Below are 21020 nucleotides of genomic sequence, written 5' to 3'. Positions count from 1 at the left end.
CGTAGGCTGGTGGAATCGTGTCCGGTTCCGATCCGAGCCAGGCTGGCTCCCTGTTCCTGTGCATCACGTTCTTCCCGAACGAGCGGATGGCGAGCGGCGTGCTCCGGCTGGTCTCCAGCTTCTGCAGCATGGTGCTGGACGACGCGAACGTGAGCTCGCGGTTCTACATGGCGGCGCACGAGCTCGCCGAGAACATCACCAAGTATTCGTGCGGCCCGCGCGTCAGCCTGGAGCTCGCGCTGGAGGGGGCGGAGAGCTCGTGCGTGATGAAGATCCGGGCGCGCAACGAGGCCTCGCCGGAGCGGCTTCGCGAGGTCGAGCGGCGGCTGCTCTCGCTGAAGACCGCGGACGACCCGGTGAAGCACTATGACGCGCTCATCTGCGAGACGGCGATGGTAGAAGGGGTATCGGGGCTGGGCCTCGCGCGGGTCCGGGCCGAGGGGGGGCTCGACGTGGATTACACGATAGAAGGGAACGAGCTGACGATCACCGCGCACGCGCCGATCGGCAGGTGGAGGGGCGATGAGCAGCCTAAGGCTTGAGCCCGTCGTGAGGGAGAGCTTCGGCATCGAGGCGGCCCAGCGGGGCGACGCCCTCGGCGTCAAGCTCACCGGCACCGGCGACATGGCGGCGGCCGGGCCGCTCGGGGACTACCTCAAGGCCCTTCAGCCGGAGGTGATACGCCTCTCGGTGAGCGAGGTGGAGTTCGACGTGAGGGCCCTCGGCTTCCTCAACTCGAGCTGCCTCAAGGCGTTCATCAGCTTCGTCTACGGCCTCGCGAGCCTCGGCCTCCAGTGCAGGACGCGGTTCCTCACCGACGCGCGGCTCCCGTGGCAGCGGCGGAGCCTCTCGGCGATCGAGCGCATGTCGCCGGAGCTCGTCTCGATCGCCGACACCTGACCGGGGGGCTCAGGCCATGACGAAGAAGCGCCGGACGATCGCGCTCGTGATGGACGCCGTGGGCGGAGACTACCAGTCCGAGGTGCGCTTCGGCGTCGAGCGGGCGGCCGAGGCGCACGATCTCAACCTCTTGATCGCCTTCGGCGAGGCGCTCGCCGCGAGCGGCCCCGGCGGGGCGGCCGGGCCGAGCAGCTTCTATCACCTGATCGGCGCGGAGACGGTCAGCGGCGTCGTCGTCGCCGCGGCGACGTTCTGCCACCACGTCGGGATCGAGGGCATGCGGGCGTTCTGCCGCTCGTACGCGCCGCTGCCCGTCTGCAGCATCGGGCTCGCCATCGACGGGATCCCGAGCATCCTCGTCGACAACACCTCCGGGATCGAGATGGCGGTGGCGCACATGGTCGACGATCACGGCCGCCAGCGCGTCGCGTTCGTCGGCGGGCCGCCCGGCAACGAGGAGGCCGAGGCGCGCGCCGAGGCGTACGCCCGGGCGCTCGCGGCGCGCGCCCTCCCCTTCGACCCGCGCCTCGTCGCCTGCGGCAAGTTCACCATCGACAGCGGTTATGACGCGATGCGCCAAATCCTGGACGGTGGGGTCGATCTCGAGGCTGTGGTGGCCGCCAACGACAAGATGGCCCTCGGGGCCATCGAGGCGCTCAAGGAGCGGGGGCTGCGCATCCCCGAGGACGTGCTCGTGAGCGGCTTCGACGACGCGGTCATCGCGCGCTTCGCGAAGCCGTCGCTGACCACGGTCCGCCAGCCCATGAAGCAGCTCGGCGCGATAGCCGTGGACACGATCGCGCGCCTGATCGACGGCGCGCCGGTCGCGGAGCGGTCGCTCCTCCAAGTCGAGCTCACGCGCCGCGAGTCCTGCGGCTGCGCCTCCGAGGTGGGCTCCTCGCTCGCGCCGCCGGCCATGCTGGCGCGGGGCGGGGCGTTCTCGCTCGCGGGGCAGCGGGGATCGCTGGAGCGCGGCCTCCGGCGGTGCGTGACGATCCCGACGGGCGCGCTCTTCGGCTGGCCCGGCGAGCTGCTCTCGGCGCTCGAGGAGGACATCGCGGGCGCGGAGGGCCGCTTCCTCCAGGCGCTCGAGGTGATCCTCGAGGCCGCGGCGCGCGAGGGCGCGCTGCTCGAGCACTTCCAGGGGGCGATCTCGCTGCTCCGGGAGCGGCTCCGCCAGCCGCCGCCCGAGGAGGGCGGCGACCGGGCCCTCGACGAGGCCCTGGAGCGGCGCTGGCACGCGGCGCGGATCGTGATCGGGAGCGCGTCCACGCGCGCCGAGGGCGAGCAGCGGCTCAGCGTGGAGCTCGCCTCGCTCTACCTCAGCTGGAGCGCGCGGAACTTCTCGACCTGCCTGAGCCTGCCCAACCTGAGGCGCGTGATGGCGGCGGAGCTGCCGAGGCTGCACCTCTCGCGCGTCGCGGTGTCGCTCTACGACGACGCGCAGCGCACGACGATGCAGCCGCTCTTCTTGATGGAGGACGGCCGCGAGGTGGACGCGCTGCCCGTGAGCTTCCCGGCGCGCCTGCTCGCGCCGGCCGGGTTCCTGGACACGCCCTCGCGGACGACCGTGGCCGTGGTCCCGGTCGCGTTCGGCGACGTCGACCGGTTCGGGATCGCGGTGCTGAACAGCGGCGCGCACGAGATGGTGTATGACTCCCTTCGCCTCCAGCTCGGCTCCGCGGTGAAGACGGTGACGCTGCACCGCGAGGTGGTGCGGCAGGTCGAGCTGCGCGAGCGGCTGGAGCAGGAGAAGGTCCGCCAGGAGAGCGAGGTGGCCGCGCGGATCCAGACCACGCTGGCGCCGGACCAGCTGGAGGTCGAGGGGCTCGAGCTCTGCGCGGCGATGAAGCCGGCCGCGGAGGTCGGCGGCGACTACTACGACGTCATCGCGGCGCCCGAGGGCGGCTGGCTCGGGATCGGCGACGTCGCCGGCCACGGGCTCGTGGCGGGCCTCGTGATGCTGATGATCCAGAGCATGGTGTCGGCGCTGACGCGGAGGGATCCGGGCCAGAGCCCGGCCAGGGTGATCTCGGCGGTCAACGCGGCGGTGTACGAGAACGTGCGCAGCCGGCTGAAGCGGGACGAGCACGCGACGCTGCTGCTCTTGCGGTACGAGCGGGGCGGGCGGGTGACGTTCGCGGGGGCGCACGACGACATCCTCGTGTGCCGCGCGCGCACCGGGCGGTGCGTGTGCATCCCGAGCTCGGGCGTCTGGATCGGCGCGCTGCCGTACATCGACGCGATGACGCGAGACGCCGAGTTCGTCCTCGAGGACGGAGACGTGCTCGTGCTCTACAGCGATGGCGTGACCGAGGCGCGGAGCGCCCACCACGAGCAGTTCGGGCTGGAGCGGCTCTGCGCCGCGATCGAGTCCGCCCAGTCGTCGCCCGTGGAGGTGATCCGCGACCGGATCTTGAGGGAAGTCGAGCGCTGGTGCCCGAGCCCGGACGACGACATCACGGTCGTGGTGGCGAGATACCGCGCGCTCCGCTGAAGCCCCGCGCGCGGAGGGGGATTGGATCCGGCGCGAGAACCACGTAGGCTCGCCAGACCGTGACAGCGCCCGAGCCGAGCCAGCGTGGTTCACTGTTCCTGTGCGTCACGTTCTCTCCGAGCGAGCAGGCGGCGAGCGGGGTGCTCCGGCCGGCGCCTCGCGCGGGTCCGGCCCGAGGGGGGCCTCGACGTGGACTACACGGTAGAAGGGGACGAGCTGACGATCACCGCGCATGCGCCGGTCGGGAGGTGGAGGTAGATGAGCAGCCTAAAGCTTGAGTCTGTCGTGACGGACAGCTTCGGGATCGAGCCGGACCTGAGGGACGACACCCTTGTCGTCAAGCTCAGCGGGACGGGCGACATGGCGGCGGCCGGGCCGCTGAACACCTATTTCAAGGTCCTTCACACCGAGGTGATACGCCTCTCGATCCACGCGGTCGAGTTCGACGTTCGGGCCCTCTACTTCCTGAACTCGAGCTGCCTGAAGGCGTTCATCAGCTTCATCTGCGGGCTCGCGAACCTGGGCATGAAGTGCAAGGTGCTGTTCATGACCGACGCGCGGCTCGGGTGGCAGCGCAGGAGCCTGACGGCGCTAGAGCGCATGTCCCCCGAGCTCGTCTCGATCACGGACACCTGACCCGGGGGGCCTCAGGCGATGACGCAGCGGCGCCGGACGATCGCACTCCTCATGGACTACGTGCGCGGCGAGTACCAGTCCGCGCTGCGGATCGGGGTAGAGCGCGCGGCCGAGGCGCACGACGTGGACCTCGTCATCGCCGTCGGGGAGACGCTCGCCGGCCACGGCCCGTCCGAGTCCGCCACGAACCGCATCTACCGCCTCGTCGGCGCCGATCTGGTCGACGGCGTCGTCGTCGCCTCGGGGACGCTCGGCAACCACGTGGGCGTCGAGGGGATGCGGAGCTTTTGCCGCAACTACGCGCCGCTGCCCGTCTGCAGCATCGGCCTCGCGCTGGAGGGCGTCCCCAGCGTCGTCGTCGACAACGGGCTCGGGATCGAGATGGCGGCCGGGCACCTGATCGACGACCACGCGCGCCGGCGCGTCGCGTACCTCGGCGGCCCGACGCACAACGGGGAGGCGAGCGTCCGGGCCGCGGCGTACCGGCGGGCGCTGCTCGCGCGCGCGATCCCGTACGACGAGCGCCTCGTCGCGATCGGCGAGTTCACGATCGACACCGGCCGCACCGCCATGGCCGAGATCCTGGGCCGCGGGGTCGCGTTCGACGCCGTGGTGGCGGCGAACGACAACATGGCGCTCGGGGCGATCGAGCAGCTCAAGGCGTCCGGCCGCGACGTCCCGAAGGACGTGCTCGTGTGCGGCTTCGACGACGTCGGCGTGGCGCGCTACACGAAGCCGTCGCTGACGACGGTGCGCCAGCCCATCAAGCGGCTCGGCGCGCTCGCGCTCGAGACGGTGCTGCGCCTCCTCGACGGCGAGGCGGTGCCCGAGCGCAACCTCCAGCAGATCGAGCTCACGCGGCGCGAGTCGTGCGGCTGCGCGTTCCAGGCGGCCTCTGAGGCCCCGGCGGGGTCGCCGCGCGCCGGGGCGCTCGCGCTCGGCGGCCGCCGGGACGACCTGGAGCGCGCGCTCGAGCTCGCCGTGGGGATCCCTTCCGCGTCGCTCGGCGCCTGGCCCGCCGCGCTGCTCGCGGCGCTCGAGGAGGAGCTCGCGGGCGGCGAGGGCCGCTTCCTGCGCGCGCTGGAGCGCCTGCTCGACGCGGCGGCGCGCGAGGGGGTGTTCCTCGACCTGTTCCAGGGCGTGATCACGCTGCTGCGCGCGCGGCTCCGCCGGCCGCCCGAGGACCCGGCCGCGGCCGCGACCAACGAGGCCCTGGAGCAGCTCTGGCACGCGTGCCGCGTCGTGATCGGCAGCGCGTCCGTGCGCGCCGAGGGGCACCAGCGCCTCGAGGTCGAGGTCGCCTCGATCGACCTGAGCTGGAGCGGGCGGTGGTTCTCGACGTGCCTGAGCCTGCCCCTCCTGAAGCGCATGCTCGCCTCGGAGATGCCGCGGCTGCACTTCACGCGCGTCGCGATCTCGCTCTACGAGGACGCCCAGCGCACCGCCCTCCGGCCGCTCTATGTGATGGAGGACGGCCGCGAGGTGGAGGCCCCCTCCGAGAGCTTCCCGGTCCAGCAGCTCGCCCCGCCCGGGATCCTGCGCTCGGACGAGCGCCGCAGGACCATGGTGGTGATGCCGATCACGCTCGGCAACACCGAACATTTCGGGGTGATGGCGCTCGACAGCGGCGTGAACGAGATGGTCTACGACGCGCTGCGCCTGCAGCTCGGCTCGGCGGTGAAGACGGTGGCGCTGCACCGGGAGGTGGTGCGGCAGGTGGAGCTGCGCGAGCGGCTGGAGCAGGAGCGGGGGCGCCAGGAGAGCGTGGTCGCGGCGCGGATCCAGACCACGCTGGTGCCGGAGCGGCCCGAGCAGCAGGCGATCGAGGCGCTCGAGGTCTGCGCGGCGATGAAGCCGGCCGCGGAGGTCGGCGGCGACTACTACGACGTCATCGCGACGCCCGGGGGCGGCTGGCTCGGGATCGGCGACGTCGCCGGGCACGGGCTCGCGGCGGGGCTCGTGATGCTGATGATCCAGAGCATGGTGGCGGCGCTGACGAGCAAGGATCCGGGCGCGGGCCCGCGGGAGCTCGTCGTCGCGCTCAACCGGGCCGTGTACAAGAACGTCCGCGGCCGGCTGAAGCGGGACGAGCACGCGACGCTGCTGCTCCTGCGGTACGAGCGGAGCGGGCGGGTGACGTTCGCGGGGGCGCACGAGGACATCGTCGTGTGCCGCGCGCGCACCGGGCGGTGCGAGTGCATCCCGAGCACGGGCGTCTGGATCGGCGCGCTGCCGGACGTCGACGCGATGACGCGGGACGCCGAGCTCGTGCTGGAGGACGGGGACGTGCTCGTGCTCTACAGCGACGGCGTGACGGAGGCGCGGAGCGCCCACCACGAGCAGTTCGGCCTGGAGCGGCTCTGCGCCACGATCGAGGCCGTCCAGGCGTCGCCCGTGGAGGTGATCCGCGACCGGATCCTGAGCGAGGTCGAGGGCTGGTCCCCGAGCCCGGACGACGACATCACGATCGTCGTGGCGCGGTACAGCGCGCCCCCGTAGCGCCGGGCGCCCGCGCCGCGCGGAGCTCGCCTCGCTCGGCCTGAGCTCCCTCGGGCGCATGGAGCGCTGCGCGCTCGCGTCGCTGGACGCGGTGCTCTGCGCCCTCGACGCGCTGGCGCGGCGCCCCGAGGGGCGGGCGCCCGGCGAGCCGCCGACCACGTTCACGTCGGGCGAGTCGCTGCTCGACGAGCACACCGAGGCGCTGCTCGGCGAGGGCCGGCCGGAGCGGCAGACGCGGGTGATGGTCACGCTCCCCACGGACGTGGGGAAGGGCGAGCTCAGGAGGCTGCTCGAGGGCGGCATGGACATCGCGCGGATCAACTGCTCGAAGGGGGACGCGGGCGAGTGGTCCGAGCTCGTCGGGCGGCTCCGCGGCGTCGCGCAGAAGCTCGGGGTCCGCTGCAAGATCCTGTGCGACATCGCCGGCCCGAACCCGCGCGTGAGCAAGATCCCCGGGGATCCGCCGCGGGTGACCCTGCCGGAGTCGGGCGCGCGGCCGCGGCTCTGGCTCTGCAAGGACGTGAAGAACACGCGCGCGTCGCTCGGCGTCGCGGGCGACGCCGGGGGCGGCGACGCGCTCGTCGTCGGCTGCACCATCCCGGAGATCATCGACGACCTCCGGCCCGGGCACCGGGTGTTCTACGACGACGGCAAGCTCGCCGGCACGGTCAAGCTGGTCGCCGACGGCGCCGCGCTCGTCGAGGTGGATTTCGCGCGCCAGGGCTCGGTCAAGCTGAAGCCCGGAAAGGGCCTGAACTTCCCGGACACCGAGCTCGGGATCCCCTCGCTCACGCCGAAGGATCTCGCGGATCTCGACTTCATCGCCCGGAGCGCGGACATGGTGGGGCTCTCCTTCGTAAGGTCTCCTTCCGATGTGGAGCGCGTGCGGGCGGAGCTCGAGGCGCGCGGGGCCGCGCACCTCGGGATCGTGCTCAAGGTGGAGACGACGCCCGCGTTCAAGCAGCTGCCGCGCCTCCTGCTCGCGGCGATGCGCAGCGAGCGCGTGGGGGTGATGCTGGCCCGCGGGGACATGGCCGTCGAGATGGGGTTCGTGCGGCTGGCGGAGGTGCAGGAGGAGCTGCTCTGGCTCTGCGAGGCGGCGCTGGTGCCGGCGATCTGGGCGACGCAGGTGCTGGAGAGCCTGAACAAGACGGGCGTGCCGACGCGCGGGGAGGTGACGGACGCGGCGATGAGCTCGCGCGCCGAGTGCGTGATGCTCAACCAGGGCGAGAACATCGTCGCGACGGTCGCGTTCGTGGTCGACGTGCTGAAGCGGATGCAGGAGCACCAGGACAAGAAGCGGGCGCTGATGCGGCCGCTCAGCGTGTCGCGGCTCGAGTGAGGCGGGGCGCCGGGGGTGCGGGGTTCCGGAGGCTACCCGCCGGCGGGGGCGGCGGCGGCGGGAGAGGTGGCCTCGCCCGGGTCAATCGACCGACGGGACGGTCGCGGTCACGCGGGTCGGCTGGCCGCGCGCGCCCGGCGGCGCGCGGAACGTCGCGCCGGCGAGCTCCCGCCGCATGCACGTGGCGGCCTCGTCGTGGCGGGGGTCGGACGCGCTCCCGATGATCGACGTCGCCACGATGTACCCCTCGGCGTCGATGTTGAACTCCACCCGGACGGCGTCGGGCGGCAGCCGCTTGCCGTCGGGGCCGCGGCAGCGCTGCACGAGGTCCCAGTAGAGCTGCGCCCGCGCCGCCTTCTCGATGGCGGGCGTCGACATGCTGGCCTGCGCCGTGGGCAGGCCGATCTCGACGCGCGGCGCCCGGGCCGGCGCGGGCCCCGGATCGGGCGGGAGCGCGCTCGCCGAGGGCGCCGCGACGCCGGTGCTCGTGCCGATCTTCGCGGCGGTCGAGCCGTCGCCGGGCGGCTTCGCCGCCGCCCGCGCCGCGGCCAGGATCTCCTCGAGCGCGGCCGGGTCGGCGGAGCTCACGGGCGGCGCGCCGGAGGTCCCGGCGCGGGCGGCGCGCTCGCCGGGCGCCGCGGCATCGCGCGACCAGGGGGCGAGGCTGCCGGCGTCCCCCGCCGCCGGCGGCGCGGGCTCCGGGCGATCGCAGGCGGCGAGCAGCGGGAGCAGGACCACGAGCGCGGTGCGCACGCGGAGAGGGTCGATCGGATGCGCGTCGCGCGCAACCGCGCCCGCGGTGTAGCGTAGCCGCGCACGTCGATGCGCGCGCTCCTCGCGATCCTGCGGCTCGGCCTTCGCTCGCTGGGCGCCGCGCCCGGCGCGCGCCTCGCCCTCGTCGTGGCGCTCTCGTCGCTCGCGGGCGCGCTGTCCGGCCTGCTGCCGGCGGTGGCGGGCGTGGCCCTCGGCGCGGTCGCCGGGCGCGCCGCGCCGCCGCCCTCGGGCGGCCTCGGCGGCGCGCTCGCCCGGCTGCTCGCCGGCGCCTCGCCGGCCGTGGTGGTCCTCGCCGCGCTCGGCGCGACGCTCTTGTCCGCCTCGGTGGCGGTGCTGTCCGGCCGGAAGAGCTCCGAGCTCGCCGGCGACCTCACCGCCGCGCTGCGCGTCGCGCTGTTCCGGGCGGCGCTCCACGCCTCGCCCCGCGACGTCGACGCGGCGGGCCGCGCGCTCGTGGAGGCGCGCGGCCCGGGGCCCGCGCCATCGCCCCCGGGCCGCGCGGGCGGCCCCTCGCCGCCGCCCGCGGGGGCCGGCGCGAAGGCTGCGCCGGCCGCGCCCGCCGTCCGGGGCGCCGAGGTCGTGCGGCTCGCGATCGCGCGCGACGCCGGCCTCGTCGCCGACTTCGGCGTCGCCTTCGCGACCGGCCTGCCCCAGGCGGTCGCGACCCTCGTGGTGCTCGCGGCGACGCTCGTCTCGAGCGGCATGGCGCTCGTGCTCGCGGGCGGCGCGGCGCTCTTCGCCGCCTCGCGCCTCGCCGCGGACCGGGCGTCTCGGCGCGTCGGGCGCGCGATGCGCGAGGTGCAGCACGCCGACACCGCGGTGTTCGGCGCGCTCGGCGAGGCGCTCGCCGGCGCGGAGGACCTGCGCCTGCTCGGCGCCCGCGTCCAGGCGGTCAGCGAGCTCACGCTGGCCGCGACCCGGGTTGCGGACGCGCGCCGCCGCTTCGGCCAGGCGCTCGCCGTCTCCGGCCAGATCAAGGGCGTGTTCGCGGCGCTCGCGCCGCTCGTCATCGTCGCCGCGATCGCGGTCTCCCGCGGGGACGCCGGCGCGGGCGAGGTCGGCGAGCTCCTGCTCGTGGTGCCGCTCCTGATGGCGCGCCTCGAGGCGCTCGACGCGCTCCGCGCCGGCTTCATCGAGCGCGCCCCGCTGCTGCGCGCGACGCTCGCGCTGCTCCGCTTGCCGGAGCACCCGCCGCGCCCGGAGGCCGACGCCGCGGCGGCTCCGGAAGCGGCCGCCCGGGTTCCAGGAAACGAGGCGGCCGGTCCAGGAAACGGGGAGACCCGTCCAGGAAGCGAGGCCGCCGGTCCGGCCTATCCGGAGAGCGAGGCGAGGCGTCCGCTGGCGATCACCTTCGACCGGGTCACGTTCACCCCGCCCGGCGCGAGCCGCCCCGTCCTCGAGGACGTGTCGTTCTCCGTCCCCGCCGGCGCGGTGGTCGGCGTCTGCGGCCGCTCCGGCAGCGGAAAGTCGATGCTCCTGCGCCTGCTGCTGCGCCTCGACGAGCCGTCGTCGGGCGCGATCGCGGTGGGCGGCGTGGATCTACGGCGGATCCCGCCCGAGGAGCTGCCGCGGCTCTTCGGCGTGGTGAGCCAGTCGGCGCGGCTGTTCGAGCGGAGCATCGCCGACAACCTCGCGCTCGGCCTCGCGCCTGCGCCGTCGGAGGACCACATGCGCGAGGCGCTCCGCCGGGTGCAGCTCGACGAGCTGGCCGGGGCGCCGGGCGAGCCGGCGGGGGCGCGGCCATCGCGCGGCCTCGCCACCGAGGTGCACATGTCTCCGCCGAGCCTGTCGGGCGGCGAGTCCCGGCGGCTGCTCCTCGCGCGGGTGCTGCTGCGCGAGCCGCGCGTCTTCGTGCTGGACGAGCCGGAGGCGGGCCTGCCGGGAGCGACCGCCGAGGCGGTCCTCCGCACGGCGTGCGAGGTCGCCGCCGGGCGCACCGCGATCGTGGTGACCCACGCGCCGCACCTGCTCCGGTCGACGTTCAACGTGCTGCTCGACGGCGGCAGGGTCGCGGCCGTGGGCGCCCACGAGGTCCTCCGCGAGAGCTCGCCGCTCTACCGGTCGCTCCTGGCCGAGGCGCTGCGGCGGTCCGAGGGGAGCTGAGCGCGTCCGCGCTGCCGCAAGGCGGCGGAGGGGCCGCCGAGAACGAGGAGGCGCGGCGGCCCGCCGCCGGAGGGGGTGACGTCTGCGATCCCCGCCGCCTCGGCCTGGATCGAGGCCGGACTACCAGCACGATCGTGGACCTTGACCCAGGCGATCTCGCCGTCGCCGGTGAGACGCACGACGAAGAGGTGATGCTCGCCGTCGCCCGGCGCCGTCGCGGTGCCCGCCACGGCGAAGCCATCGCCGAACGGCGTGATCGCCGCGGGGCGCAGGCTCCAAGCGTGGCAGTCGAGCCGATGCGGGCAGAGCGCGTGGGAGCGGCTCCATATCACCCCCGCTCTGCCCAGCTTGAGCACGAGGAGCCCTGGAAAGGACGCCTCGCGCTCCGACGCCAGTTGCACGGACGAGCCGACGGCCACGGCCCCTCCTCTCACCTCGACGATGTCGGCGAGCTCGGTTCCGATCAGCGCCGGCCGAGGGAAACCGACCACGGGCAGAGCGCTCACCCGGCCAACGAAGGAGTCAGGCGGCAGGCGCATGTCAGAGGCACTCCTTCTTGCGGATAACGGCGCGAATGGAAGCGCCACCGTCGCCGGATGCCGGGACCACAGCGACGGATATGACATTGTGGAAGAAGCCGTCGATGACCGAGGACCCCCCGTCGATCGCGTCGCGGACGAGGGGGTCGATCTTCCTCCGAATGAGCTCACGGATGGCCGCGGTCAGCGTTATCGCGGTGGGCCCCCCGAAAATCGCGAGCGCCCACGCTGCAGCGGGGAGCACATAGGATGTGTCGGAGCGATCGACGAAGTGCTCGACCGCGCCGTCATGCGCGAAGGGGCGGACCCACACCTTGGTGCTGACGCTCCCGCCGGGGATGCCCGCGACCGCGAGCGACAGGTTCAGGGTGAAGAGCACGAGCCCGCCGTCCTCGACGACGGTGAGGTCGCTGAGCGAGCCCATCGTCGCCACCACGGTGATGCCGCTCACGTCGTACGAGACGCCCTCCCGGAAGCCTTTGGCGACGAAGGCGGTGTGGGCGGAGAGGGTCTGGATCAGTGAAAGCTCGATGTTGTCGTCGTCGGTGCAGCCCGTGTTGTCCACGCCGAGCGTCGCCCAGCCGAGGATCCGGGTCGCGCCCGGCCGCGAGGCCGCAAGCCAGTAGGTCTTGCTGGCCACTGGATCGTCGCGCATCGAGCCGCTCGGGCCGACCGGCGCGTCGTTGAGCGTGATGTCCGCGTGGAGGCCGGCGGGGACGTCCAGCGACCACGAGATCTCCGCGCCTCCGGACCTTGGCCGGATCGAGGGCGGGGTGACGCGGAAGCTCAGGACGGTGATGTCCTCGAGCACCGGCGGAGGATCGCCGGTCCCGCCCCCGCCGCCCTCCGGCATGAGATAGACCGTGTCCCCGGCGGCTCGCCCGGCGACCGCGACGGCGAGCGCCCGCGCGGCGTCGCGCGCCTGGCGCCGCTCCTCCAGCGCGAGCCCGCCCGGTCGAAAGCGGGGCGCGGCCTCCGCAAGATCGTCGGCGGAGAAGGCGAATCCCTCCTCGCGCGCAATGCGCACGACCATCGCGATGTCGGCCGCGGCCCCGAGCCGCGCAAGCAGCGCCACGTCCGACCTCGCGCGGATAAAGAACTCTTCCACACGGCTCTGAGACATGAGACTCCCTCCGACGTGATCGAGGGCGTCGCTTCCAGCGCGCCGCAACGCCGCGATCGCCGGCTCGACACCGGCGTGCGGCTGAGCAGGACCGAGGCCTGGAGAATTCTTGGGGGTGCCAGCTTGAAGCCACAAGGCCGACGATCTGCTCACGTTATGGAGCGGGTCGCCGAGCAGCACCCCTTGGGCGCTGGCTCCTGTCGTCTGATCGGCGAGGCGTTCGCTGGGAAGGCCGTGGGCCCGAGGAACTGCGGCTCCTCGGGCCGGGCACTCGGCGAGATCTCTCGCGCAACCAGGGACGAACGTTGGCGACGAGGTGCTAGCTAGCTGGCGCTCCGCCCCGAGACCTTGTCCCAGGCGTGGCGTACGGCCGTCTTCAGGTGTTCCCAGGTGCCGGGGTTGCGCTCTTCCCAGGCCTTGCCGGCTTCCGCCTCGATGGTCGCCCAGTCATGGCCCTTGAAGTTCTGCGACGTGCCCAGCTGGTACCCGAACAGGTAGGCCGGCGCGACCTGGTCGTAGGCATAACCGCTCTTCGCGTAGGCGCCCGACTCGTAGTGCTTCCGGAAGTCGGCGTCGTACTGCTCGTAGCCTCTCGCGCCGTTGGCGCTGCGCCCGGTCGCGCTCACCGGCTCGACGTGGACCTCCGTGTGGCGCAGCGTCTCGCGGATCTGCTCGGTCCTCTGCGTCACCGCCTTGCTGACGACGACCTCCTCGATGACGCGCGCCTTCTTCGCGACGACGGCCTCCTCGTCGGTCTCGACGAGCTCCACGGTGCCGCCCTGGAAGGTGTCGAGCGCCGCCGGCTGGACCGGCCGGTCCACGGGGTGCCGCTCGACGTGGACGTGCTCCTCGCGGAGCCTCACCGCCTCCTCGACCGGCTGCTCGACCAGGCGGCTCGACACGCGGACGCCGCCGCGGTTCACCTCGCGCTTGCCGATCTGCAGCTCCTCTTCCATCACGGGGACGGCGACCTGCTCCTGCAGGACGTCGGCCCGGAGCTCATCGGTCTTCGCCGTGGCGCTCTTCGTCGTCTGCTGCTGCGACCTGCTCAGCTGCTGGGCTCGTTGGGACGGGGTTACGGCTCGTTCACTGTTGTTCATGATGGCCCTCCATGGTTGTTGTGGCCTGTGGCCACGCCCCCTCGCGCACCACGCGCGAGGGTGGGGATTGTGTCGCCGGACGAGCGACGCTGGCCGCCCGGCGGGACATCTCATTGACCGTCGCGCGGGGGCACGCGCTCGACGTGCACCTCTTCGCTGCGGAGCGTGACGTGCGCCGTCGGGCTGCGCTCGATCGAGCGAAGCCGGGTGATGCGGAGCTCTTCCTTCAGCAAGAGGCGCTTCTCGACGACGAGCACCTCCTCGACGACAGGGACGACGAGCGTGTCGCCCTCCTGCCGCGTGACCGGCGGCTCCGCGACCACCCGATCGATGGCCACCCGCTCGACGAACACTTGCTCGCGGGCGAGCGGCTCCTGCACCGCCTCTTCGCGCTCGTGGACCTCCTTGGTGATGCGGACGCGCCCGGACTCGACCGTGCGCTTGTTCACCTCGAGCTCCTGCGCCACGACAGGCACGATGAGCTCGCCGGCAGCCTCACCCTTCGCCTCAGGCGGTCCTTGCTTGCTGATCGAGTCCTGCACAATGCCTCGTCCACGCTCGATGGCGCTGCTCGGTCCCCACTGGCGCGCTCTCCGCGAGCGCTCCCCGGGCAAAGCATCGTTCGGGCCAGCGACGGCAACACGCATCGGACGCCCGCAAAGGGCGCTCGCTGACGCCTCGTACCACCCGCAGCGGGGCATCGCGCCACAGGTGCAGCAAGGAGAGATTTTTCTACGACGGGTGTGATGCCGAGGAGCGCGGCGTCGGAGGTGATGACCAGAAGGCCACAGGTGAGACAGCAACGCGGTTCAGCTCAGGGCATATCCGTGAGGTGGACTCATGGGCTCGCCGGGGCGGCTGCTGTTCTGTGGTGTGTCTTCGCGTTGTATATCACGAAGGGCGGACAGCCTGCATGGGCTCGCCGGGGCGGCTGCTGTTCTGTGGTGTGTCTTCGCGTTGTATATTACGAAGGGCGGACAACCTGCTTGAACGGACGAGAGCGTAATTGCCGGGGCTGCCCGCCTGGACGGGGAGGTGTCGTGAATCGCAGGGGCTGCCCGCCTGGACAGCAGAGCGACAGGTGGGGTGAATCCGTATGAGACGAGCGGAGTTTCGAAACGCCAAGGACGCCAAGGACGCCAAGAAGAATAAGAAAATGATGGTGGCTTAGTGTCCCTGGTGCCCTTGGCGGCTCATCTCTCGCTCGAGTACCGTGCTCGGTAGTCTCGGCGTCACGAGTCGCAGGGGTTGCCCGCTTGTGCGGACGGATGTGCGAGCGCCTGCGCAGCCTCGGCAGGGCTCGTCGCCTCCTCCGGCACCTCCGGCGACACGCCGGGCGGGCGGTTCGCGAGCCCTCGCGCGAGGAAGACGAGGATGGATGTGGTCCCCCAGGCGAGCGCGAAGGCGACGCCCGCGTCGACGATCGCGCGGTACGGCGGGGACATCTGCCGCACGAGCACGATGAGCGCGACGATGCCCGCGATCAGCGCCCACGTCGCGATCAGCCGGCGGCGCGTGGTGTGGAAGAGCGCCATGCAGTAGAGCGGCGCCAGCGCGACGTGGAGGGGCCGCCGGTGCTCCGCGAGGTGGAGCGCGCGCGCGACGACCCGCGGGGAGAAGTGCTGCTGAAAGCCGCGGTATCCCTCGAAATAGGCGATCGCGACCGTCCAGACCGCGAGCAGGACGAGCTGGCCCGTCGTGAGCGGCTGCGAGGAAAGGATGCCGGCGGCCGTCGCCCCGAGGCGGTAGATGGCCTCGACCAGGACGAACACGACGCCGAGCACGCCCCACAGGACGACGGCGAGGCGGCGCCGCTGCTCGCGGGCGTCCGGGCTCATCGGCTCTGCGCCCGCCTGGAGGCCGCGCGCCGCGACCCGAGCGCCGCGCGCGCGGGCAAACGCCTGGGACGGTGCGCTGGGCAGCCAGATCGCCGCATGGCCTCTTCATGCTAGGAGAGCGCGGGGGCACGTCAACCGCGAACCTCGCGGCGAGGGCCGCCGACCGTGAAGGGGCGCGGCGGTTCGCTCCGGCGCCGTCCGGAGGTAACATCGGCGCCCCATGCCGCTCGCCGACCGCTCCGCGCCGGGTGCCCTTGCGCCGGCCCCGGCGCGGGCCGCTTCGCCGACACCCCACGCGCTGCGCTCGCCGCTCGCCCCCTTCACCGCGCGCCTCCGCGACCTGCTCTCGACCGTGGAGTCGGCGGCGCTGCTCGGCGCCGTGGAGGCGCGCGTGCGCGGGCTCGGGGAGCACCTGCGGTTCGCCTGCCTGGCGCTGCCGTGCTCGGAGGCGCTCGTCGCGCTCGAGATGGAGGCGCTCGGGCGGCTCACGGTGCCCGTCGTCGCGGACGCGGCCGGCTTCCGCGCGTCGGGCGCGGCGTTCCCGCCGAGCGGCACCCCGTTCGCGTACCTGCTCGGCGGCGGCGGCGGGCATGCGGTCGCGCTCGCCGAGGGCGACCCGATCCTCGGCCCGCTGCGCCCGCTGCTGTCGGCGGCGCCGGCGGCCGCGGTCTTCGTGCCGATCCGCGTGGGCGCGGCGACCGTGGGCGGCGCCGCCCTCTTCTCCCACGGCGCGCCGCTCGGCGGGCGGGAGCTCGACATGGCCGAGCGGCTCGCCGAGGTCCTGGCGCTCACGGTGGAGTCGTTCCGCACCGAGCGGGTCGTGTTCGAGCTCTTCGCGCGGGCGATGCCGGACCTGCTCGCGGGAGCGCCGCGCGAAGAGGCTCCCCCGGGGGCGTCCGCGACGCCGACCTCGCTCCGCGCGGCGCTCGAGCGGCACATCCGCGCGCTCCGTCTCACGCCGGAGTACCGGCGGCGCCTCGAGCTCGCGGCCGTGGTGGGGCGGCTCGCCGAGCGCGGCGACGCGGAGGCCCGGCTCGCGATCGACCTGCTCGCGCGGATCGACGCCTACACGAGCGGCGGCGACGAGGACACGCGGGGGCCGCTCGACGAAGGGCAGGGGGGTGCCGCGTGACCGCGCCCGCTCCGGCAGGGCCGCGCGGCGGGGCGGACGGCGGGGCCGGCGGTTCGCCCGGCGCCGGCGAGCGCGCCGGGGCCAGCGAGCGCGCCGGCGCCAGCGAGCGCGCCGGCGCCGGCGAGCGCGCCGGGGCCGGCGTGCGGGTCGCGCTCATCGACTCGGGCGTCGACGCCGCGCACCCGGCGCTGCGCGGCGCGGCGCTGCGCCACGTCGCGCTGGTCCGGCGCGGCGGCGAGCACGAGGTGCTGCCTGTCGAGCCGGGTGACGTTGGCGGCCACGGGACGGCCTGCGCGGGCATCCTCCACCGCATGGCGCCCGGGGCCGAGATCACGAGCGTGCGCGCGCTCGGCGAGGACGGGCGGTGCTCGCGCGACGGGCTCATCGCCGCGCTGCGGTTCTGCGTCCGCGAGCGCTTCAGCGTGGTCAACCTGAGCCTCGGCATCGACATCCCGAGGAGCGCGCCGCTCCGCCCCGGCGACCACCGCTCGATCGTCGAGCTCTACGAGGTCGCGGACGCCGCGTACACCGCGGAGGTCGTGCTCGTCGCCGCCGGCCCGAACGTGGCGTCGTTCCGCACCTATCCAGGGCGCTTCAAGTCGCTGATCGGCGTGGGCAGGGCGCCGTTCCGGGACCCCGAGGCGCTCCGGAGCGAGCTCACGCTCGACCACGAGATCCTCGCGCCCGGCGACGACGTGCTCGCGCCGGCCCCCGGCGGCGGCGAGCGGCGCTGGACCGGCACCTCGTTCGCGGCCCCCCACGTGACGGCGCACGTCGCGCGGCTCCGGGCGGCGCGGCCGGAGCTCTCGATCGAGGCGGTGAAGGCGGCGCTGCACGAGATCGCGCGCGGGGCGGAGCGGAGCGCGGAGGAGCGCGCGGGCGGGGCGGAGCGGAGCGCCGAGGCGGCCGCGGCGGGGGCGCGGCCCGCGCCGGCGGCCGCGGAGCACCCGGAGGAGGGCCGTGCTCCCGCTTGAGCCGCTCGAGGGCGTGTCGCCCCTTTCTCGGCTGCTCCGGAGCGCCCCGGGCGCCGAGGTGCGCGCCGAGATCGAGCGCGTCGAGGCGCTCGCCGGCGGCGACCCCCGTGATCCAGCGGCGGCCCCCGGCGCGCCGCTCTCCGGGGGCCCGCTCGTCGCGGCGGCGCTCGGCTTCGCGCGGGGTGCGCTCGCGCTGCGCGAGGGCGCGCTCGACGCCGCGGCCCAGCACCTCGACGGCGCCGCCGCCGCGTACGGGCGTGAGGGCGGCGCGAGCACGATCGAGGCTCGGGACCTCGCGCGCTGCGAGGCGGCGCTCGCGCGCCTGCGCCAGGGCGCGCGGTCCGCGTGCGCCAATGTGATCGCGGAGCTCGACGCGATCGTGGCCGGGGGGGATCCCGGCCGACGCGCCGCAGTCGTCGCGACGCACTACCGGGGCACGGCGGAGCGGCTCCTCGGCGACGCGGCGGCGGCGCAGCGCACGCTGCTCGCGGCGCTGCGCCGCTCGGAGCCGTTCCTCGACGAGCGGGCGCAGATCCTGAACTCGCTCGGCACGCTCTACGTGGCGCTCGGCGCCCACGGCGCGGCCGAGGCGCTGCTAGAGCACGCCGCCGAGCTCCACCGCCGCCGCGGCGACGCGGTGGGCGAGGCGATCGCCTGCGGGCAGCTCGGGGCGGCGGCGCTCGGGCTCGGCGCGCTCGAGCGCGCCCGCGCCCCGCTGCAGCGGCAGGAGTGGCTCTCGGCGCGCCTCGGCGACGCGTTCGGCCGCGCCCGCGCGCTCACGTTCCTCTCGGAGCTGGCGCTGGAGCTCGGCCGCGCCGACGACGCGCTCGCGCTCGCGACGTCGGCCCGCGAGGTGGCCGAGCGCGCGGCGCCGCCGCTCCGCATCTGGATCGCGTACGCGACGCGGGCGATCGGGCGCGCCCGGCGCGACCTCGGCGACCCTGGCGCCGCGGCGGCGCTCGGCGAGGCGGCGGCGCTGTTCGGCGCGCTGGGCAATCCGCTCGGGGCGGCGCTCGCGGCGTGGGATCGCGCCTCGCTCGAGGCGCTGGCGGCGTGGGAGGGTGCTGCTGCCGGGGCGGCTGCGGTGGGGGCGGGCGCGGAGCCCGCGGCGGGCGCGGAGCCCGCGGCGGGCGCGGAGCCCGCGGCGGGCGCGGCGGGCGGGTGGTTCTCCGCTGCCTGGGCGCTCGGCTCGCTGGGCTTGCCTGCGCGGGTGGCGCAGCTCCTCGGCGAGCGCCGGGAGCTCGAGGAGGCCGTGCTGGGCCCGGAGGCGGACCGCCCGTCGCCGGCCCGTGAGGCCGCGGAGCGGGCGCTCGCCGCCGCGGCGCAGACCGCGCCGCACCTCGCGGTGCAGCGCGAGGTCGAGCTCGTCTACGACCGGCCCGGTGACCTCGCGGCGATCGCCGCGCGCCGGACCGCGGCGCAGCGCAACCTCGGCCGCCTCGCGGCGCTGACGCTCGCGCCGCCGGGGCTCGTCGTGGCCGCGATCGCGTCGCCGCAGCTCGGCGTCGGCGGGCTGGCGCTCCCGAGAGAGCGCGCGTCGGCGGCCTGCGTGGCCGATCTGCCGGGGCTCGCCGTCTGGATCTGGCCGGCGGCGGCGGCGCCCGCCGGGATCTTGTGTGATCTCAATGACTTGTGCGAGTCGCTCGGCGAGGCGCCGCGCGCCGCGCTCGCGCTCGCGCCGGGCGGCCGCGTGCTCTGCCCGCCTTTCGCGGGCGACGTCGGCGCCGAGATGGAGGCGGTCGAGGTCGGCGCGCTGCTCGCGCAGGCCGCCGCGCTCGGGCCGGGCGAGGTGCGGATCGACGCGCGGCTCGGCTGGCCGGAGGAGGTAGGCGCGAAGGTGGACGGCCTGGGGTTCGTCGTGGTGCGCTGAGGCGCTGCCGTTTCCACAAGTCGTGAGATCGATGCACCTGCTCGGACCGCGCGGACAGTTGCCGCTCCGAGCTCCCGCGCCCCATCTCCTCTGGCAGCTCCGGCAGCGGCGAGCGAGCGCTTGAGCGCGCTGTGGGGCGCTGGCATGGTCGGCCTCCGGGATTGCGCGGGACGGGTGGCTGGGCGATAGGGGACCTGATGGCGGCGAAGAAAGCGGCGGGGAGCGCGGCGAGGCGTCGGACGACGCGGACGGCGGAAGGCCGAAAGGGAGCGAGGGCCGCCTATTTCCTGTCGCTGACGCTGGAGAACGTGCGCTGCTTCGGCCCAGCCCAGACGCTCGATATGACGGACGGCATGGGGAGGCCGCGGCAATGGACCGTCATCTTGGGGAACAACGGTGTCGGGAAGACTACGCTGCTTCAGGCGCTCGCGGGGAGCGCGCCGGTGGAAATAACATCTAATCATCGTGGCTCGAGCAAGCATGTCATGAGTTTGCTTGGAGAGAGTTCCCTCCCCGTCGACAGCAATGAGATGTTGAGGGCGAAGGGAACGGTTGCGTGCATCGATGCCAGGATCGCGCTCGGTGATGCGCTGTTGAGTGGCGGCGTGGAATTCCAGCAGTACGAGCTCAAGAGCTGGTTCGATAGCGAAGATGGGAATGGTGGTTACGTATTAGACGAGCTGGAGCTCACGAACCTCTGCTGCTTCGGTTATGGCGCTACCCGTCGGATGGGCGCGAGCGCCCTGAGCGGTACAGGCGCTGATACATCCATTTCTACGCTGTTTCGCGATGATGTGCCCCTGCGCAATGCCGAGGAGTGGCTCCTCCAGGCCGACTACGTCGCCAATAAGCCCTCGCCGCACCAGGAACGGGCCCGCGCCCGTCGCGACGCCGTCCGATCCATGCTCATCGACCTGCTCCCCGAGGTCGACGACATCGAGATCCTCGCCGACCTCGCCGACAACCCCGCGCGCCCCCGCCCCGGCATCCGCCTGAAGACGCCTTATGGCTGGGTGCCCCTCCAGGGCCTGAGCCTCGGCTACAAGACCCTCCTCGCCTGGATGGTCGACCTCGCGAGCCGGCTCTACGAGCGTTATCCGGAAAGCGAGAACTCCCTCGCCGAGCCGGCTGTCGTGCTCGTCGACGAGATCGACCTGCACCTCCACCCCGCCTGGCAGCGCACCCTGCTCGACTATCTCTCCAGACGCTTCCCCAACGTCCAGTTCGTCGTCACCGCCCACAGCCCGCTCGTCGTGCAGGCCGCCACCGACGCGAACGTCGTCGTCCTCCGGCGCGAGGGCGACCACGTGGTCATCGACAACGGCGCCGCGGCGGTCCGCAGCTGGCGTGTCGACCAGATCCTGACCAGCGATCTCTTCGGATTGCCGAGCGCGCGGCCCCCTGCGCTGGATCCGCTGCTCGCGGAGCGCCGGAAGCTCCTTACCAAGCCGCGCCTCTCCGCCGCCGATCGCCGGGCGCTCGATCGGATCGAGCAGGAGATCGGCGAGCTCCCCACCGGCGAGACCCCCGAGCAGATGGAGGCGATGGACATCATCGCGCGGGCAGCGCGCTCTCTGAAGAAAGCTGGCGGCGGGGCCGTGTGAGCCGATGATCCACGTCAACAAGCCCGCCCAGGCCCCCAAGGTGTTGCGGGAGAGAGCAGCCGCAGCGCGCTCGGCCGTCTCCGCCGCGT

At 73.8% G+C, this 21020-nt stretch carries 17 protein-coding genes; 11 read left to right on the top strand and 6 right to left on the bottom strand.

Features of this window, described 5'->3' with window-relative positions:
* Positions 1-86: 86 nt before the first annotated feature.
* From WMF43_RS29890 to WMF43_RS29865, 6 genes are all read left to right on the top strand, one after another.
* On the top strand, positions 87-542 hold the full coding sequence (locus WMF43_RS29890; protein ID WP_437684119.1) for a hypothetical protein: 456 nt from the start codon (positions 87-89) through the stop codon (positions 540-542).
* Positions 523-900, top strand: coding sequence for a hypothetical protein (locus tag WMF43_RS29885; protein ID WP_437669801.1), 378 nt, complete (start codon positions 523-525; stop codon positions 898-900). The genes WMF43_RS29890 and WMF43_RS29885 overlap by 20 nt, the downstream gene beginning before the upstream one ends.
* Positions 901-916: 16 nt before the next feature.
* A complete protein-coding gene (locus WMF43_RS29880) occupies positions 917-3397 on the top strand; it encodes a SpoIIE family protein phosphatase (protein ID WP_437669799.1) in 2481 nt (826 codons plus the stop codon).
* Positions 3398-3655: 258 nt separating this feature from the next.
* On the top strand, positions 3656-4033 hold the full coding sequence (locus WMF43_RS29875) for a hypothetical protein (protein WP_437669797.1): 378 nt from the start codon (positions 3656-3658) through the stop codon (positions 4031-4033).
* Positions 4034-4051: 18 nt separating this feature from the next.
* Complete coding sequence (locus tag WMF43_RS29870) at positions 4052-6532, top strand: SpoIIE family protein phosphatase (protein WP_437669795.1); 2481 nt, start codon at positions 4052-4054, stop codon at positions 6530-6532.
* A gap of 58 nt (positions 6533-6590) precedes the next feature.
* Complete coding sequence (locus WMF43_RS29865) at positions 6591-7874, top strand: pyruvate kinase (protein WP_437669793.1); 1284 nt, start codon at positions 6591-6593, stop codon at positions 7872-7874.
* Positions 7875-7955: 81 nt separating this feature from the next.
* Here WMF43_RS29865 and WMF43_RS29860 read toward each other — a convergent pair whose 3' ends face one another.
* Positions 7956-8627, bottom strand: coding sequence for a hypothetical protein (locus WMF43_RS29860; RefSeq protein ID WP_437669791.1), 672 nt, complete (start codon positions 8625-8627; stop codon positions 7956-7958).
* Positions 8628-8696: 69 nt separating this feature from the next.
* On the opposite strand from WMF43_RS29860, the gene WMF43_RS29855 reads away from it, so the two are divergent.
* Complete coding sequence (locus WMF43_RS29855; protein WP_437669789.1) at positions 8697-10751, top strand: ATP-binding cassette domain-containing protein; 2055 nt, start codon at positions 8697-8699, stop codon at positions 10749-10751.
* Here WMF43_RS29855 and WMF43_RS29850 read toward each other — a convergent pair.
* The 5 genes from WMF43_RS29850 to WMF43_RS29830 form a co-directional block, all read right to left on the bottom strand.
* The gene (locus tag WMF43_RS29850; protein ID WP_437669787.1) at positions 10703-11290 is read right to left on the bottom strand and encodes a hypothetical protein; all 588 of its coding nucleotides are present in this window, start codon (positions 11288-11290) and stop codon (positions 10703-10705) included. The genes WMF43_RS29855 and WMF43_RS29850 overlap by 49 nt on opposite strands.
* Before the next feature lies 1 nt (position 11291).
* Positions 11292-12413 (bottom strand): Nif11 family protein, encoded by a 1122-nt coding sequence (locus tag WMF43_RS29845; protein ID WP_437669785.1) that lies wholly within the window; start codon positions 12411-12413, stop codon positions 11292-11294.
* Between the two features lie 323 nt (positions 12414-12736).
* A complete protein-coding gene (locus tag WMF43_RS29840; protein WP_437669783.1) occupies positions 12737-13513 on the bottom strand; it encodes a YsnF/AvaK domain-containing protein in 777 nt (258 codons plus the stop codon).
* A 110-nt stretch (positions 13514-13623) separates the two neighbouring features.
* The gene (locus WMF43_RS29835) at positions 13624-14055 is read right to left on the bottom strand and encodes a YsnF/AvaK domain-containing protein (RefSeq protein ID WP_437669782.1); all 432 of its coding nucleotides are present in this window, start codon (positions 14053-14055) and stop codon (positions 13624-13626) included.
* A 690-nt stretch (positions 14056-14745) separates the two neighbouring features.
* Positions 14746-15351 carry a hypothetical protein gene (locus WMF43_RS29830; RefSeq protein WP_437669780.1) on the bottom strand — a complete coding sequence of 202 codons (606 nt, stop codon included), beginning with the start codon at positions 15349-15351 and terminating at the stop codon, positions 14746-14748.
* Positions 15352-15571: 220 nt separating this feature from the next.
* Between WMF43_RS29830 and WMF43_RS29825 the strand changes: the two genes are divergently transcribed.
* From WMF43_RS29825 to WMF43_RS29810, 4 genes are all read left to right on the top strand, one after another.
* Positions 15572-16483 carry a hypothetical protein gene (locus WMF43_RS29825; RefSeq protein WP_437669779.1) on the top strand — a complete coding sequence of 304 codons (912 nt, stop codon included), beginning with the start codon at positions 15572-15574 and terminating at the stop codon, positions 16481-16483.
* The gene (locus WMF43_RS29820; RefSeq protein WP_437669777.1) at positions 16480-17457 is read left to right on the top strand and encodes a S8 family peptidase; all 978 of its coding nucleotides are present in this window, start codon (positions 16480-16482) and stop codon (positions 17455-17457) included. Before WMF43_RS29825 ends, WMF43_RS29820 begins: the two co-directional genes overlap by 4 nt.
* Positions 17444-19327: a hypothetical protein gene (locus WMF43_RS29815; RefSeq protein ID WP_437669775.1), complete on the top strand. Its 1884-nt coding sequence runs from the start codon at positions 17444-17446 to the stop codon at positions 19325-19327. Before WMF43_RS29820 ends, WMF43_RS29815 begins: the two co-directional genes overlap by 14 nt.
* 197 nt (positions 19328-19524) lie before the next feature.
* Positions 19525-20931 carry an AAA family ATPase gene (locus tag WMF43_RS29810; protein WP_437669773.1) on the top strand — a complete coding sequence of 469 codons (1407 nt, stop codon included), beginning with the start codon at positions 19525-19527 and terminating at the stop codon, positions 20929-20931.
* Positions 20932-21020 lie beyond the last annotated feature (89 nt).

This window comes from Sorangium sp. So ce131, from assembly GCF_051519095.1.
In the GTDB taxonomy this organism is placed as follows: domain Bacteria; phylum Myxococcota_A; class Polyangia; order Polyangiales; family Polyangiaceae; genus Sorangium.
Note: the sequence above shows the minus strand (reverse complement) of the source record. Positions and strands in the feature narration are given on the sequence as shown.